This window comes from Streptomyces sp. NPDC054975 (assembly GCF_053609105.1).
In genome coordinates this window covers 53,646-69,187 of sequence record NZ_JBSGWV010000006.1, presented here as the reverse complement: position 1 = coordinate 69,187, position 15,542 = coordinate 53,646, and the positions used below count along the sequence as shown (strand labels likewise).

Annotated in this window: 10 protein-coding genes; 1 reads left to right on the top strand and 9 read right to left on the bottom strand. The window is 74.4% G+C overall.

Annotation, left to right across the window (positions count from 1 at the left end; genetic code table 11):
• Positions 1-23 precede the first annotated feature (23 nt).
• On the bottom strand, positions 24-3,422 hold the full coding sequence (locus tag ACWF79_RS09685; RefSeq protein WP_453727512.1) for an FtsX-like permease family protein: 3,399 nt from the start codon (positions 3,420-3,422) through the stop codon (positions 24-26).
• 125 nt (positions 3,423-3,547) lie between these two features.
• Positions 3,548-3,952 carry a globin gene (locus ACWF79_RS09680; protein WP_453727511.1) on the bottom strand — a complete coding sequence of 135 codons (405 nt, stop codon included), beginning with the start codon at positions 3,950-3,952 and terminating at the stop codon, positions 3,548-3,550.
• A 127-nt stretch (positions 3,953-4,079) separates the two neighbouring features.
• On the opposite strand from ACWF79_RS09680, the gene ACWF79_RS09675 reads away from it, so the two are divergent.
• Entirely contained in the window at positions 4,080-5,054 is a 975-nt protein-coding gene (locus ACWF79_RS09675; RefSeq protein WP_453727510.1) for a methyltransferase domain-containing protein, read from the top strand.
• 78 nt (positions 5,055-5,132) lie between these two features.
• Here ACWF79_RS09675 and ACWF79_RS09670 read toward each other — a convergent pair whose 3' ends face one another.
• Genes ACWF79_RS09670 through ACWF79_RS09640 form a run of 7 tightly spaced genes read right to left on the bottom strand, consistent with a single transcriptional unit; the run spans position 5,133 to position 15,533 of the window.
• Positions 5,133-6,326, bottom strand: coding sequence for an FHA domain-containing protein (locus tag ACWF79_RS09670; protein WP_453727509.1), 1,194 nt, complete (start codon positions 6,324-6,326; stop codon positions 5,133-5,135).
• A 40-nt stretch (positions 6,327-6,366) separates the two neighbouring features.
• Complete coding sequence (locus ACWF79_RS09665) at positions 6,367-7,701, bottom strand: vWA domain-containing protein (protein ID WP_453727508.1); 1,335 nt, start codon at positions 7,699-7,701, stop codon at positions 6,367-6,369.
• A 53-nt stretch (positions 7,702-7,754) separates the two neighbouring features.
• Positions 7,755-9,077 (bottom strand): PP2C family protein-serine/threonine phosphatase, encoded by a 1,323-nt coding sequence (locus ACWF79_RS09660; protein ID WP_453727507.1) that lies wholly within the window; start codon positions 9,075-9,077, stop codon positions 7,755-7,757.
• Between the two features lie 2 nt (positions 9,078-9,079).
• Complete coding sequence (locus tag ACWF79_RS09655; RefSeq protein ID WP_453727637.1) at positions 9,080-11,749, bottom strand: tetratricopeptide repeat protein; 2,670 nt, start codon at positions 11,747-11,749, stop codon at positions 9,080-9,082.
• A gap of 29 nt (positions 11,750-11,778) precedes the next feature.
• On the bottom strand, positions 11,779-13,080 hold the full coding sequence (locus ACWF79_RS09650; RefSeq protein WP_453727506.1) for a hypothetical protein: 1,302 nt from the start codon (positions 13,078-13,080) through the stop codon (positions 11,779-11,781).
• 15 nt (positions 13,081-13,095) lie between these two features.
• The gene (locus ACWF79_RS09645) at positions 13,096-14,157 is read right to left on the bottom strand and encodes a glutamate ABC transporter substrate-binding protein (RefSeq protein ID WP_453727505.1); all 1,062 of its coding nucleotides are present in this window, start codon (positions 14,155-14,157) and stop codon (positions 13,096-13,098) included.
• A gap of 11 nt (positions 14,158-14,168) precedes the next feature.
• A complete protein-coding gene (locus ACWF79_RS09640) occupies positions 14,169-15,533 on the bottom strand; it encodes a hypothetical protein (protein WP_453727636.1) in 1,365 nt (454 codons plus the stop codon).
• Between the last annotated feature and the right edge of the window lie 9 nt (positions 15,534-15,542).

The following is a 15,542-nucleotide window of genomic DNA, read 5'->3' as shown; positions in this document are numbered from 1 at the left end:
TGTCTCACGTGCTGTACGGCGCTTCACTGGTCCCCCTGGTGGCGCAGGGTCACGACCGGGTCGGTGCGGCGCAGAGCGATCCCGGCGACGATCAGCAGCGGCAGCGCGGCGACCCCGGCGAGCAGCAGGGCCACGTGGCCGGGCGGGAGTTCGACCAGGACGCCCGGGACCGGCTGCGCGGCCTGCCCGGTCAGCACGATCAGGGGTACGACGGCCCGGGTCAGCACGGTGCCGAGCGCCACGCCGACCAGCAGGCCGATGCCGACCAGCAGGCCCTGTTCGGCCGCGATCAGCCGGGCGAGCTGGCGGCGCGGGGCGCCGAGCGCACGCAACACCGCGAACTCCGCGGACCGTTCACGCGTCGAACCGGCCGCGCTCACCGCGAAGCCGACCGCCGCGAGCGTCGCCGCGGCCACCGCGACCGCCATCAGCGCCGCGTTGGGGCCCGCGCCCAGCGGGTCGCCGAGCAGCTCGGCCGCCGCCTCGTCCCGTACGAGCACCTGCGCCGGGTCCGCGTCGGGCCGGGCGCGCAGGGCGTCGGCGACCTCGTCGGACCGGCCCGGCGCGGTGGTCAGCCACCACTCGGTGGGCGGCAGGGTCGCGGTGGGGTCGGTGGAGAGGAACTGGTTGGCCGCGTGCAGATCGACCAGGAGCGCGCCCCCGTCGTCCGGCGTGGCGGTCGGGGAGCCCGCGGAGACGGTCGTCGCGCCCGGGCCCGTGGTCGGCAGCTCCCGGACCGTGTCCACGACCGTGACGTTCAGCCGCACACCCCCGAGGGACACCTCGACCTGGTCGCCCTCCTTCGCCCCGGCGGCGGAGAGGAAGGTGTCCGTCGCGACGCCGCGCAGCGTCGCGGGCGGCGCCGGGCGCGGGGCGGCGAGCCGCAGACCGTACTCCTCCTCGCCCCACAGGGACCCCAGATCCGACGTCTCGGCCGCGTAGCCGGCCGTGAACCCGACCGTGTAGGGCGTCGCCCCGGCGGAACGCCCGGAGAGCGGGAGCGGGTTCTTCGGTTCGCCGTCCTCGGTCGCCTGGTAGCGGGTGGTCCAGGAGGCGAGGGAGCGCACGGCGTCGACCGGCCGCTCGGCGCCTTGCCCCTGGCGGGCGAGGAGCCCCTCGACCGCGAAGGTCTGCGGCCCGCCGCGCCCTTCGACGACGACTCCGTCGAGCTCCACGCCGGTCAGCGTGAGCGACCCGCCGGATGCCCGCCCGGCCCCCTGGGTGGCCTGCGGGTCCTCGGCTCCCAGGTCGACGGTGAGCCGGTGCCGCTGCCCGTCGGCGGGCAGACGGCCAGCGATCTGACGGTACGGAATCCCGTACGCGTCCTCCACGACGACCGTCACCTGTACCGGTTCCGTGCCGGCGGGCGCCGTACGGCGCAGGTCGAGGGCCAGGCCGCGGCTGCCCTCCGGCAGCGCGATCCCGGGGCGTGGACCGGCCTTCGGCGCCAGCGACGTCAGCAGCTCGCGGGCCGGGGCGTCCGCGAGGTCGTCGCGGAGCTGGAAGCCGTCGGCGGCGTGCCGGATGTCGAGGGCGAGGACGGTCCCGGTGCGGTTGCCCGCGAAGCTGGTCGTGGAGCGGTGCGCGGGGGCGACCGAGCCGACCCCGGGCAGCGCGGTGAACTGCCCGGCCTGGGCCGGGTCGGCGGCGCCGTTGGTCAGGACCCGGACCGCCGTTCCCGTACGGAAGTCGGCCCGGTCCTCCTGCGAACGGTCCCAGGAGGCGCTCTGCCCGATGGCGAGCATGCCCATGGCGACGGCGAGGACGAGCAGCAGCACCGGGCCCGCGCCGCGCAGCGGCCGGCGGCTGAACTGCCAGCCCGCGAGCGCGGCCGGCAGCCCCCGCCCGCTCGCGGCGCGCCGCTCGGCGAGCCGGGCCGTGGGTGGCAGCAGACGCAGGGTCAGGACGGTACCGGCGAGCAGCGCGAGCGCGGGGGCGGCGACCAGGAGGGGATCGATGCCGAGAGCGCCCCCTCGGTCACCGGTGAGCGCCCCGGAACCCTCGCCTCCGGAGCCTGCGGCGCCTCCGGAGCCGCCGGTCTGCCGGTCGAGCTGCCAGTACGCGACCGCCGCGACGACCAGCAGGCCGATGTCCGCCCCGGCCCGGACCGGCGCGGGCAGCGCCGCCGCGCGCTTCCTCCGCAGGCCGACGCCACCGCCGTCCCCGGTGCTCAGCGCGGGCGCCACGACGGCGGCCGCGCAGCACACCGCGACGAGCCCCGCCACCAGCCACACCTGGCCGAGCGGGATGTCGTCGAGCCGGACGCCGAGCGCGCCGAGTGCGGAGCGGTCCGCGAGCAGCCGGGTCAGCGGTCCCGCCAGCAGCGGTGCGAGCACGGCGGCGGGCAGCGCGAGCAGCAGCGCCTCGACGGCGGCGAGCCCGGCGATCCGGCGCCGCGAACCGCCCCGGGCCCGCAGCAGCGCGGTCTCGCCGGACCGCTCGGAGCTGAGCAGCCGGGCGACGAGCAGCAGGGCGTACGCGGCGAGCAGCACCAGCTGCACCGCGACGATCATCAGCGTGGACCGGGAGACCAGCAGGGCCCGCTCGGTCTGTGCCAGGACCGTCGGCAGCGAGGTGCGCGCGGTGACGGTCGTGCCGAACGGCGCCGCGTCGGTGATCAGTGCCTTCGGCTCGGTCGAGGCGGCGGCGCTCAGCGCGCCGATGCGGTCGGTGGTGACGCCGCTGTGGTCGGCGGAGGCCAGCCAGGACGTCTCGCCCGAGGTGACCTGTCCGGAGGCGAGGACGGCCGGGTCGGCGAGCAGCGGACCGTACGTCGTGAAGACGACGGTCTTCACGCCCCGGCCGCCCGCCGGGTCCAGCTGCCAGTAGAGGTCGCTCGGGTCGACGGGTCGGTAGAGCCCGGTGACCCGGGCCCGCACCGGCTTCCCGCCGAGCCGGTCGGTGAGGTCGAGGACGGCGCCGGGCTCGATCCGCAGCCGCTTCGCGGCCTCCTCCGGTACGGCCACCTCGATGGAGGGGGCCGGTGTGGTGGCTTCTCCGCCACGGCCCGGCCAGGCGCCCTTGACGAGCGCGAGCCGCGAACGGTCGAGGGCCGCGACAAGGGTGAGGTCCGGCTCGCCCAGGCGCGCGGCCGGGCTCTGCAGCGCGCGGGGGAGCGCGTACGGGCCCGAGCGCTGCAGCTTCCGTACGCTCACCGGCAGCCCGTCGAAGGTCCGGTCGGCCGCCGCGCGCACGGCGGCGTCGGCGCTCGCCTGCTTGTCCACCGGCACCTGACCGGCGACGACGAGCGCGGCGGCGGGCGCGGCCCGGCCTTGAAGCGTCCCCTGGAGTGCGGCGTTGCCGATGGAGCCCGAGAAGGCGGCGAGGGCCGCGAGGACCGAGGTGGTCAGCAGGACGGCCAGCAGCGCCGCGGCGAGCAGCAACCGGTGCGCCCTGAGACGCAGCAGTACGAAACCGGTCACGCATCCCCCTGAGCCCGCCGAACGTTCGTCCGATGCTTCCAGAGGGCACGTGCCTCTGGAAACCGCTTGCACGGGGTCCTTGACTGGATCGTGACCGTTATCCGGGCCTCAGGCTCCGGAATGCGTCACTCCGCGGTGTTCACCATGGAGGCCGCCGCGTACGTGAGGTACTTCCACAGCTGGCTCTCGTGCTCGGGGGCGAGCCCGAGCTCGTCCACCGCCGCGCGCATGTGCTTCAGCCAGGCGTCGTGCGCCGCCCGGTCGACCTGGAACGGTGAGTGGCGCATCCGCAGCCGGGGGTGCCCGCGGTGGTCGCTGTACGTGCGGGGGCCGCCCCAGTACTGGATCAGGAAGAGCACGAGACGCTCCTCCGCCGGTCCGAGGTCCTCCTCCGGGTACATCGGGCGCAGCAGGGGGTCCTCCGCGACTCCCTGGTAGAAGCGGCGGACGAGACGCCGGAAGGTCTCCTCTCCACCCACCTGCTCGTAGAAGGTCTGCTCCTGAAGTGTGCCGCGCGGAATCTCCATCACCGTTCCATCGTCTCAGATGCTCCGGCCGAGGACCGGAGGTCTAGGACCACTGGTCCGTCCGCCCACCCGGCCGCGGCCGGGTGGGCGGACGTTCGCCTCCCCGCCGTCCGCGCAGGACAGTGGAGGCATGGGCGCTCAGCGGGACGAGTACGCCGAGGACGGCGCGCGGGCGCGACGGGCACTCGTGCGGGAGATCGAGGCGTACGGCGCACTCCGCGACCCCGCCTGGCGCGCCGCCTTCTCCGAGGTCCCCCGACACCTGTTCGTCCCCTCCTACTACGTCTCGGGGGCCTGCGGCTACGAACGCCTCTGGTCCGGCGACCCCGACCCCGCCCGCCGCGCCCGCTGGCTGCGCGGGGCCTACCGGGACGTACCGCTGGCCACCCGGGTACGGGACGGGGAGCTGGTCACCTCCTCCAGCCAGCCCTCGCTGATGGCCCAGATGCTGGAGGCCCTGGACGTACGCGACGGACACGACGTCCTGGAGATCGGCGCCGGCACCGGCTACAACGCCGCGCTGCTCAGCCACCGGCTCGGCGCGCGGCACGTCACCACCGTCGACATCGACGAGGAGATCACCGAGTCCGCCCGCGTCCATCTCGCCACCGCCGGACACCGGCCCACCGTGCTCACCGGCGACGGAGCCCGGGGCTGCCCCGAACGCGCCCCCTTCGACCGGATCATCGCGACGTGCACCCTCCCGTCGGTCCCGTACACCTGGCTCGCCCAGTGCCGCCCCGACGCCCTCGTCCTCGCCCCGCTCTCCACCGGACTGCTCCTGCTGCGGGTCGCCGACGAGGCCCACGCCGAGGGGCGCTTCCTGCCCACGTCCGCGTACTTCGTCGCCCTGCGCGGCGGCAACGCCCGCTTCCCGCGTGCCCGGCCGATGGGGCTGCCCCGGCACGTCTTCGACGACGACCGCTTCCAGTTCCTGCGCACGCTGACCGAGGAGAGCCTGGACGTGCGCGAAGCGCTCTCGCTCTGGCAGCGCGAACGGCGGCCGGAACGGGAGCGCTTCGGGGTGACGGTGAGCGGGGGCCGGCAGTGGGCCTGGCTGGACTACCCGGAGGGACCGTACGCCTGGCCCCTGCCCAGCGGCTGACCGGGACATCGGATCCACGATCCCGGATCCAATATCCAGGATTATGGATCCAATGTCCGATATCCCCGGGCTGCGCCGCTATCCGCGCCGGATGGTGATCGTCGTCCAGGCGCCGACGTGTACCCGGTCGCCGTCCTGGAGCTGGACCGGCACGTACGGCTGAATCGGTTCCTCGGCGCCGTTGATCGTCGTTCCGTTGGTGGAGTTCTGGTCCACCACCGCCCACGAACCGTCCGGCTGCTGCACGAGCACGGCGTGCTGGTGCGAGACGCCCGGGTCCTCCGGCGGCACCGACAGGTCGATGTCAGGGGATTCGCCGGTGGAGTGCCGACGGCGGCCGATGCTGACCTGGTTGCCCTGGAGCGGCAGGTGCTGCTCGGGGGAGTACGCGGGCAGGTTCAGGCCCGAGGCCTCCGGGCCGCTGCGATGCATCATCGCCAGGAAGTAGTCGCGGTCCGGCCCGATGTACGCCGACCAGCCCGCGGCGGGCCGCGGCGGCTGGTAATGCTGCTGCGGCATCTGCTGCTGCGGCGGCTGGGCCTGCGGGGGCGCCTGCGGCTGCGAGGGCGGCGGCAGCACCCAGTCGTCGCCACCCGCGGACGGAGCCTGATGCTGCGGCGGCGCGGGAGGCGCGGGCTGTCCCTGCGGCGGCTGGAAGAAGGACTGCGGAGGCGGCGGCGGTCCCTGCGGGAAGCCCTGCGGCGGTTGCCCCTGCGGCGGCTGCTGCTGCACCGGCGGCCGCTGCGGCGGCGCCTGGTGGTGCGTCGGGTCGGCGGAGAGCGGCTCCGCCGGACGGTTCATCTGCGAGGGCCGCGAGCTCTGGTACTCGTACGGATCGGGCTGCGGCTGCTGCTGCGGAGGCTGCGGCGGCTGCGGTTGCGCGGGCCCGGGCGCAGTCTGGAAGCCCGGCGGCAGGTTCAGCCCCGGCGGCGGACTCTGCTGCGGGGAGGGCGGCGCCACCGGCGTGTACGAGGTCGCGGTGTTGGTCAGGAAGTTCCAGCGGCACTCCTCGCAGAACGGGGCCATGGCCTCGCGCGGGGTGCGGCACTGCGGGCAGAGCTCCGCCTGGGCGGTCGCGTTCGGGTCGTAGCCCCCGGGAGCGGGAGCCGGAGCCGGGCCGGGGCCGCCGGGCCCCGGGTAGCCATAGGCGGGCGGCGGCGGGGGAGGCGGCGGTACGGCACCCGCCGGCGCACCCGCCCCGGTCATGCGGTGTCCGCAGACCTCGCACCAGTCGTCGGAGACCGACTGATGTCCGTTCGGGCAGGTCGGCATGTCGGTGCTTCCCCCTCTCGTCGTCCGGCCCCTGGCCGGGCTACTTCTTGACGCGAACCGTCTTGGTGGAGCGGGTTTCGAGAGTCATCTCGTCCGCTTCCGCGACCTTCGCCTTCAAACGCACAGTACCGGTCGCCGCGTCGACGACGTCGACCACCTTCGAAAGCAGTTTCGCCGTGCCCTCGTTGCCGGAGGCGGCCGCCAACTGCACCGCGCGCCCCAGCTTGGCCGTCGCCCCGTCATGGTCGCCGGACTTGCGGGCGTCCAGTCCCTGCTGGATGACCTGCGCCAACTCGGCCTGCCCCGTGTAGTGCGCGACCTGCGGATTGATCGACGTGGACATCGCCATGTCGTCCGTCCACACGGCCCGTACGAGCCCCTGGCCGAGCGTCCTCGGGGTGCCGCCGAGCGGATCGGGGACCATCAGCGAGACCCGGGCGGCGAGCATCTCCTGCCCGATCCCGGCCTGCGGGACCCGCACGCAGACGTGGTAGTCGCGGGACTCGTCGCCCCACGATCCGGTCGGGTAGTCACCGGCGCGCGGCCCCGCCTCCGTGCGGCGCGAGGTCAGTTCCTCGACCGTCGGCGCGACCTGCTTCACAAATCCGATCTCCACCCCGACCGGGGTCCACAGGCGGAGCGCGACGTCCGCGACCTCCTTGCCCATGGCGTTCTCCATCATCGCGGTGAAGTCCGCGGCGAGGCCCTGGGGATCGGCCACGATGTCGGCCGTGCCGAGCAGTGCGGACGCGATTGCGGTGACCTCCTTGACCTCCCAGTCCGTACCGACCCCACGCGCGTCACAGGTGAACCGGCCCGCGCACGCGTCGAGCGCGGCCCGCAGGTCCTCGGGCGACTCGTGTTCGTTGCGGCCGTCGGTGAGCAGGATGCCGTGCCGGATCGCCACCTCGGCCGAGCCGAGCAGCCGGTCCGCGAGGCGCAGCCAGGTGCCGATCGCCGTACCGCCGCCCGCGCTCAGCCGGCGCAGGGCGTCCTTCGCCTGGCCGCGCGTGGCGGGCCCGGCGACGGCGAGCCGGCCGTTGCCGGGGTAGACCTCGTTCGCCACGTGCGTGCCCGCGACGACCGCGAATGACGTGCCGTCGCGCAGGGCGTCGATGGCGGCGGCCGTCGCGTCCCGGGCGCCGCGCATCTTGGTCGGCGGGTAGTCCATGGAACCGGAGCAGTCGACCATGATCACCACAGCCGCGTCGCCACCGGCGGCGGAAGCGCTCAGGGCCGTGCCGCCGCTCGTGCCACCGCCGGTCGAGGTGACCGTGACGATGGCGTTGACCTCCCGGCCGCCCTCGGGCAGGAACTCGTTCTGGTACACGTCCACCGAGAACTGCGGCACGTTCGACTTGGAGAAGTTCGCCATGGGTTGAGGCTCCTCGACAGACAAGCGTGAGACGGACAGGGGGTGGCGGCCGCTCAGGCCGATCCTGCCCCTTGCGGAAAGAGGGCGAACGGCAGCAGCGCCACTGTTACGTTGTCGTGGCCCCCGCCGTCCAAGGCGTGGCCGACCAGCACCTGGGCGCCGTGCAGGGGCCGCCCGGCGGCGTCCGCCGGCACGACGCGGGCCATCTCGTCGGCGGCCTCGGCGTAGTTCCAGAGCCCGTCGGTGCAGACCACGACCACCCCGGGGCGGTCGGGCTTGAACGCGGCGGTGTGCGGCTCCAGTTCGTACGCGTCGGCGCCGAGCCAGCCGGTGATGGCGTGGGCGCGCTCGTCGGCGTACGCCTCCGCCTCGTTCATCAGGCCCGCCGCGACCATCTGGGCGGCCCAGGAGTCGTCCTGGGTGAGCCGCGCGGGCGGCGAGGTGCGGTCGTCCGGCACCCAGTAGGCCCGGCTGTCGCCGACCCAGCCGACGATCAGCAGTCCGTCGGCGACGACCGCGCCGACGATGGTGCAGGCCGGCGCGTTCTGGTGGCGGTGCGGGTCGTGGTCGGCGCCGTCCTGGCCGGGCTCCTCGGCCAGGGAGTTGACGGCCTCGGCCGCGGCGACGATCGCCTCGTGCATGGCCTGCTGCGGGTGCGTGCCGCGCGGCAGTGCGGTGAGCAGCGACTGCCCGGCCGCCGCCGCGGCGGCGGCCGAGGCCTCGTCGGGGCGGGTCGCCGAGGAGACGCCGTCACAGACGATCGCCAGGGTGGCGGGGGAGCCGTCGGGCAGGGCGGTGGCCGAGACCGCGAACGCGTCCTCGTTGCGGTGGTGGCGCAGGCCCCGGTCACTGACGGCCGCGACCGAGGAGAGCTCCTCCTCCATGTGGTCGCGCTCGCGCGGCTGGGCGTGCCCGCAGTTCTCGCAGTACCCGTCGGGGTCGACGGCGCCGGACCGGCAGGCGACGCACAGCTTGGTCCCGGCGGGCGGGGTGGTGGCCTGGGGGACGGTGGCGGCCCGGGGGTCGGGCGCGGCGAGCGTGAAGTCCCCTTCGGCTGCCTGCTGTCCGGCAGCGGTGGCATCGGGCAGGCCGTCCGTGCGGACCGGCACCGTCGGCAGGTCGCGGCCGCCCGAGTCGGTGCCCGGGAGGTCGCCCGGGTGCTGGGTCGCCGTGGAGAGGGAGTTCGGGTCACGTACCGGTGGCTCGGGCCAGTTCACGGGCGTACCGACGGCGATGGTCGGACGGTCCGGCTCCGGGGCCGCCGCCGGTACGGCCGAGAGGTCGTACCCGCACGCCCCGCAGAACCGGTCGTTCGTCTCCACCGGCTCCGCGCAGCCCGGGCAGCCGGAGAGTTCATGCTGGGGCAACTGGGACATCCTCACACCCACGTCCGGGGGCGGAAACGGTTGGCCCGCTCCACCAGTTCGATCCTCTCCTCGCCCCGCTGCGCGAGCCGGGCGAGCACCCGGTACGAGCGTTCGAGGCCGAAGCGCAGCCCGCGCTCGTCCAGTTCGCTGCCGAGCAGCCGCGCTCCGGCCGGAGCCGCTCCGGGACTACCGGAGAGTACCCAGTCCAGCGCCGAGCCGAGGACCTCCGTCGACAGCCGTTCCCGGCGCACCGCGTCCAGACCGAGGTCCTGCAGCGCGGAGACCTGCGCGGCGGCCGCCGTCAGGTCCGCGCCGAGCGCCTCGTGCGCCGCCCGCCGGCGCAGCCGCGCCCGTACGGCCGCGACCCGGGCGGCGGTGTAGTGGATGGATGCCTCCGGTACGGACTCCAGGGTGCGTACGGCTCCGGTACGGTCGCCGGCCGCGAGCCGGACCCGGGCGAGCCCGAACGCGGCGCTCACATGGCTCGGGTCGGTCGCCCACACCAGGCGGTAGTACTCGGCCGCGTTGTCCAGCTGGCCGAGGACCTCGGCGCAGATGCCGAGGGCCAGCTTGGGCGCGGGCTCACCGGGGAACGCGTCGTAGACAGCGTCGAACGACAGCGCCGCGTTCTCGTGGTCGCCGGTCACCAGCGAGGTCACGCCCCGGTACCAGACGACCCGCCAGTCGTCCGGGTACCGCTCTTCCAGCGTGGTCAGCGCCAGGCCGGCGGCGCCCAGGTCGGCCATCTCCAGGCGGGCCCGCAGCTCGCGCAGCCGCAGCTCCACGGAGGGCGCGGGCGCGGTGTGCAGGGCGCTGATCAGCTCGGCCGGCGCGGAGGCCATCAGACCGGCGAGGAAGCCCGCGTTGGGATCCCCCGGGTCCACGCGCGGCACGGGCAGGGCGAGCGCGGCGGCCGGCCCGTCGAGCGGCGCGAGGAAGGGCCCGTCCGGTACGGGTACGACCCCGCCCTGCGGAGGAATCGGAACAACCCCGCCCGGCGCGGAAGACGGCACGCCACCGCCCGGCGCGGAAGCGGGCACGCCACCGCCCGGCGCGGAAACCGGTACCGGAACCGCCCCACCGGCGGCCCCGCCGACTCTCTGCGGGGGCAGAGCGACCGACCCGCCCTGCCCGGCGGGCGGAGCGGCCGCGCGCCGTCCCCGACGTGTCTCCCGCGCCCCCAGGGCCGAGACGTCCCCCGTCAGCTCCGTGAACAACACCGTGTCCGTGACCCGCAGTTCCATCCCGAACAGCGTCGACAGCGCCGGGCGCGGGCGGCCCGTCTGGAGGGCGACGACCTCGCGCAGGACGCCCGTCAGCTGCTCCGCCATCTCCTGCGCGGAGGCGAACCGGCGGGCCGGGTCGGGGTCCGTCGCGCGGACCAGGAAACGGTAGAAGGACTCGTACGTCCGCAGGACCTCGATGTTCTCCGGGTCGGGCAGCGAGTCGACGAAGACGTTCGTGTAGCCCTGGAAGTCGAAGGTCAGCACGGCGAGCGTGCGCGCCACCGTGTACAGGTCGCTCGCCACCGACGGGCCGACCTCGGCCACCTCGGGCGCCTGGTACCCCACCGTGCCGTAGATCGCGGACTCGTCGTCGTCCATCCGCCGGACGGCGCCCATGTCGATCAGCTTGAGCTGGTCCTCGGTCTGGATCGCGTTGTCGACCTTGAAGTCGCAGTACAGCAGGTTCCGGCTGTGCAGGTGACCGAGCGCCTCCAGGGCCTCGATCCCGTACGCGCAGGCCTGCTCCACCGGCAGCGGATCGCGCCGGCCGTCCGGACTCCGGCGGTCGTTGGCGATCTCCTTGAGCGACTTGCCGCCGACGTACTCCATGACGATGTAGCCGTCGAGGGAGCCGGTGCGGGCGTCGAGGTGCTCGACGAAGTTGTAGATCCGGACGATGTTGGAGTGCTCGATCTCGGCGAGGAAGCGCCGCTCCGAGATCGCCGCCGCCATCGCGTCCTGGTCGCCGGTGTCGAGGAGGCCCTTGAGGACCACCCAGCGGTCCGAGACCGCCCGGTCGACGGCGAGGTAGATCCAGCCGAGGCCGCCGTGCGCGAGACAGCCCGCGACCTCGTACTGCCCGTGCACGATGTCCCCGCCGCGCAGCTTGGGCACGAAGGAGTACGGGTGGCCGCACTTGGTGCAGAACCCTTCCGTACGGCCCGGCCGGTCACCGCGCGAACGGCCCACCGGGGCGCCGCAGTCCGAGCGCGAGCAGAATCGCTTCCGCTCGGGTACCTCGGGCTTCTCCATCACCGCCGCGCGCGGGTCGGGGCGCGGCACCTCCGGGATCGCCACCAAGCCCGCGCCCAGCCGGTTCCGACCGGACTGCGCCGCCGACGAGCCGGAGCTGCGCACCGACACCGAACGGCCGCTGGTCCCGCCCGACAGCGAGCGCGACAGACGGCCGGAGACCGAACGGCGCGAGGTCGAGGAACGCGAGGAGCGCGAGGAGGACCGGGACGAGGCGCCCGAACCGGAGCGCGACGAACCGGAGCCCGTCGAACCGGTCCCCGACCCGCCCTTGCCCGCCACCGCCACCCCGGTCGGCGTGGACTGCAGCAGACCGCCGGGCGTGACGACGGGAGCGAGCCCGCAGGTGCCGCAGTACAGCTCGCCGCCGCCCATGTCCTCGTACGAACCCTCGCAGGAGGGACGCTGACAGCTGCCCACCACGGCCTCCCCGCTCACGACGGACTCCCCGCTCACCACTGACTCCCTCGGGCATCTCTCGGGCCGGACAGCACCTCGGCCGCCGCCTGCTGGTAGCGCAGCACCGCCTGCTCGGCGACCCGCAGGTCACAGGGCGCGCTCCACAGCATCCGGCGCGCCGCGTCGTACCGCTCGATCAGCAGCGGGTCCTCGGCCGCGCCGAGCCGGGCCACCTTCGCCTTGTACGCGTCGAGCCGGCCGCGCAGCTCGGCGCGGACCGCGAGCGGCGCGGTGACGGCGGTCAAGGACGCGCGGGCGCGCTGCAGTTCGTCCTCCGCCTCCTGCTCCAGGGAGTCCAGAAGCGGCGAGAGCCGGTGCCACTGCGCGTGCCTGCGGTACTCGGCGGCCGTCACCAGACGCTCCTGCAGGACCGTCGGCGGGCCGCTCACGGCGGGCACCTCGGAGGCGGCGATCTTGGCGAGCACCTCGCCGCGCGCCACCCGCGCCTCGGCGAGCGTCCGGTCGGCACGCGAGAGGACGTCCCGCAGCCGCAGCAGCCGCTCCTCGGAGTCCTGCCGGACCGCCAGGACCGCCTCGATCTCCCGCCGGATGTCCTCCAGGGCGCGCGCCGCCCGGTCGTACCGCTCGGTGTCCGGCCGTCCTCCGCCCGGCGCCGAACTCCCGGCGGCGGGCCGCCAGAACGCCAGCGGGTCGGTGACGACCTGGGACCGCAGCGCGGTCAGCTCGGCCGTGATCGCCTCCAGCTCGTCACCCGCCGGATGCTCACCCGGCCTGACCCCGACCGAGTGCGCGAGCGACCGCGTCCGCCCGAGCTCGGCGGCGAGGAGGTCTATCCGCGCGGGCAGCGCGGACCAGACGGCGTCGGCCGTCACGACCATGTCGAGCGAGGACGCGTACAGCTCGTTCATACGGTCGACCAGCGCCTCCAGCGTGAACCGCTCGGAGAGCCTGGCGGGACCGGTCGCGCCCTGCCCGGCGGGCTGCTGCGCGCCGCCCGCGACGAGCACGCTCTCGCCGCGCAGCCGCTCGGTCAGCTCCACCAGGTCGTCGCGGCTGGCCCAGCGCCGCCGCGCCCGCAGCTCACGGGCGTCGCGCAGGGCGCTGGTGTACGCCTCGAAGTACGTCCAGAGCAGCGTGATCGTGCGCTCGGTGGACTCCCAGCGGTCCCGGGTGACCCCGGTCAGCTCGGCGCCTTCGAGCAGCCTGCGGCCCGCGTGGTCCTGGAGCGCAAGCAGCGAGTCCTCGATCGCCTTGTGCTCCGCGCCGAGCCGCCCCAGCGCACGGTCCACCTCGTCCCGGTCCATCACCGGCCCGGGGGTGCCCGCGACGCCCATCGATCACCTCTCGCTCTACTTGTACAGGGGTGCGGGCGGCCCGGATATCCCGGGCAGGTCCGCCTTCAGCCACGCGTCGTACGCCGCCTGCCAGGCGCCCTTGCGGTACTCGACGAGGACCTGGTTGACCCGGCGGACCAGGTCGTCGTTGCCGAGCTTGGCGGCGACTCCGTAGAACTCGGTGGTGAACGGCTTGCCCTTGAGTTCGACGGCCGGGTCCTGGGCGGCCTGGCCGGCCGCCAGCGCGTTGTCCGTGACGACGGCGTCGACCTCGCCCATCTGGAGCCGGGCGAGGCAGTCCAGCTGGTTCGGGACGGTGAACTGGTCCCTGTCCTCCTTGGTGCCGTCGCCCTCGTCCTTGAACGTGGCGCCGAAGGAGTTGCTCTCCAGGGCCTCGTACGCGGTGGAGCCCTCCGCCGTGCAGACCCGCTTCCCGGCGAGGGAGGAGTCGTACCCGGTGATCGAGTCGTCGTCCTTGGGCGCCAGGACCTGCTGGCCCGCCTGGAAGTAGGCGGTGGAGAAGGCCACCTGCTGGATCCGCTTGCAGTTGATCGTCATCGTGCGGACGACGAGATCGACCTTGCCGGAGTCCAGGGCCGCGATCCGCTGGTTGGTCGGGATCGTGCGGTAGATGATCGCGTCCTCGCTGCCCAGCAGATCCTTGGCGATCGCCTTGGCCAGCGCGATGTCGAACCCTTCCAGCTGCCTGCTCTCGGGGTTGAAGTACCCCCAGTTGTAGCTGTTCTGGTCGACGCCGACGACGAGCTTGCCGCGCGCCTTGATCGCCTGGACCGACGGGCCGTCCTGGGTGTCGGGAGTGAGCGAGGCCTCCGGGTTCTGGCAGGTGTCCGCCTTGACCTGGACGCCCGTGCCGACACCCGGGCCGGTCACCGCGGGCGCCGCCGCCGGTCCGCTCACCCCGTCGACGAGCGGCAGCAGGGTCAGCGAGGCCGTCAGCCCGCAGGCCACCGCCATCGCGGCCACCCCGCCCCAGCCGCGCAGGCGCGCCAGCGGGCGGCGGCCGCCCAGGAGCCCGGCCGGTCCGCGCTTCCTCGCGCCGTCGACGCCCTTCCGCATCCCGCCCCCTCTCACCGGTACTCCGACAGCCTGCGGTTGATGCCCATGATCGCGCCCGCCGCGCCCAGGACCGCGAGTGCGCCCGCGCCCAACGGGAGGGCCGTCAGCGCGCCCCTGCCGCCCTCGGCGGCCTGCGTGAACTCGCGCTGCTCGTGGTCCAGGGCCTTCTTCAGGGCCGCGTCGACCTGGTCGAAGGACTTCCCCGTCGACTCGTCCGGTGTGGTGCCGGCGTCGTCCGGTCCGACGACGCCGGTGCGCGCGCCTTCGTAGTCGCCCGCGTTGTCCTTCTCCCGAGCGGCCTTGTGCCGCGTCTGCCACTCGGCCGTACGCTCGGCGGCCTCGCTCAGCGGATCGCGCCCGGCGTCGTCGTCGGCCAGCTCACGCGCCTGGGCGAGTGAGTCCGTCAGCGCCTTCATGCTGCCGGCGTAGTCGGTTTCGTACTTGTCGTTCTTGCCGTCGTCGGTGAGGACCGCGCCCCGTGCGACCAGCGTCAGGTTCTCGTTGGCCCGCGCCTTCAGGGAGCTGATCCGGGCGGTGTTGAGGACCTGGAGCGAGCTCTGCCCGTGCGCGCGGGCGTCGTTCAGCTCGGCGCGGGCGACGGTGTGCGCCGCCGCCAGCCAGAGCAGCACCACGGCGGAGGCGGCCGTCGCGGCCAGCAGCCCGTGGTTGAAGACCCGGTTCGTCCGCGCGTACGTACGGCGCTGGGCCCAGACCAGGACGGCGAGGGCGGCGATCCCGAGGGCCAGCGAGAGGAACGGCCAGCCGCGGGCGTCCTCGTCGTCCTGGGCGAGCCGCGCGGTCTCCGCCTCGTAGAGCCGCTCGGCGGCCGGGAGCAGCTGCGTGGTCATCTGCTGGTTCGCGTACCGCAGATAGGCGCCGCCGAGCGGCAGGCCCTGCCGGTTGGCGGCGCGGGCCCGCTCGATCAGGCCGGTGTAGCGGGGGAGCTGCTCGCTGAGGGTGGTGATCTCGCGGGCCGACTCCGCCGAGCCGTCGGTGCTCGCCGCCGCCTTCACCAGCAGACGGGACGCGGTGCCGATGTCGTCGCGGTACCGCCTCTGGAGGTCGGCGGGGTCCCGCTCCTTGGAGAGGAAGCCGCTGGAGGCGGCCGTGTCGGCGTCGGCGAGCGAGCGGTAGATGGCCGCGGCGTCGGCGCTCAGCGGCTGGCTGCGGCTCACCACGTCGTCGGCGGAGGAGGCCCGGTCGGACACCTCGTAGGCGGTGACGGCCCCGAACGCGACGACCAACAGGGCCAGGACGGCCCCGAGGATCTGGAGCCGGCCCGGCTCGGTCGTGGCGGCGCGGCGCAGCACCGCCCTGGCCTCGTCCCAGGCCCCCCGGCCCTCGGGCTCCGAGGTGGCGGGCGCGTGCGGCGGCAGTGTCGACGT

Bases quoted from the DNA above. Each gene is read 5' to 3' on its own strand.
- ACWF79_RS09675 (WP_453727510.1), top strand. From the start codon at position 4,080: ATGGGCGCTCAGCGGGACGAGTACGCCGAGGACGGCGCGCGGGCGCGA.
- ACWF79_RS09670 (WP_453727509.1), bottom strand. From the start codon at position 6,326: ATGCCGACCTGCCCGAACGGACATCAGTCGGTCTCCGACGACTGGTGC.
- ACWF79_RS09665 (WP_453727508.1), bottom strand. From the start codon at position 7,701: ATGGCGAACTTCTCCAAGTCGAACGTGCCGCAGTTCTCGGTGGACGTG.
- ACWF79_RS09660 (WP_453727507.1), bottom strand. From the start codon at position 9,077: ATGTCCCAGTTGCCCCAGCATGAACTCTCCGGCTGCCCGGGCTGCGCG.
- ACWF79_RS09650 (WP_453727506.1), bottom strand. From the start codon at position 13,080: ATGGGCGTCGCGGGCACCCCCGGGCCGGTGATGGACCGGGACGAGGTG.
- ACWF79_RS09645 (WP_453727505.1), bottom strand. From the start codon at position 14,157: ATGCGGAAGGGCGTCGACGGCGCGAGGAAGCGCGGACCGGCCGGGCTC.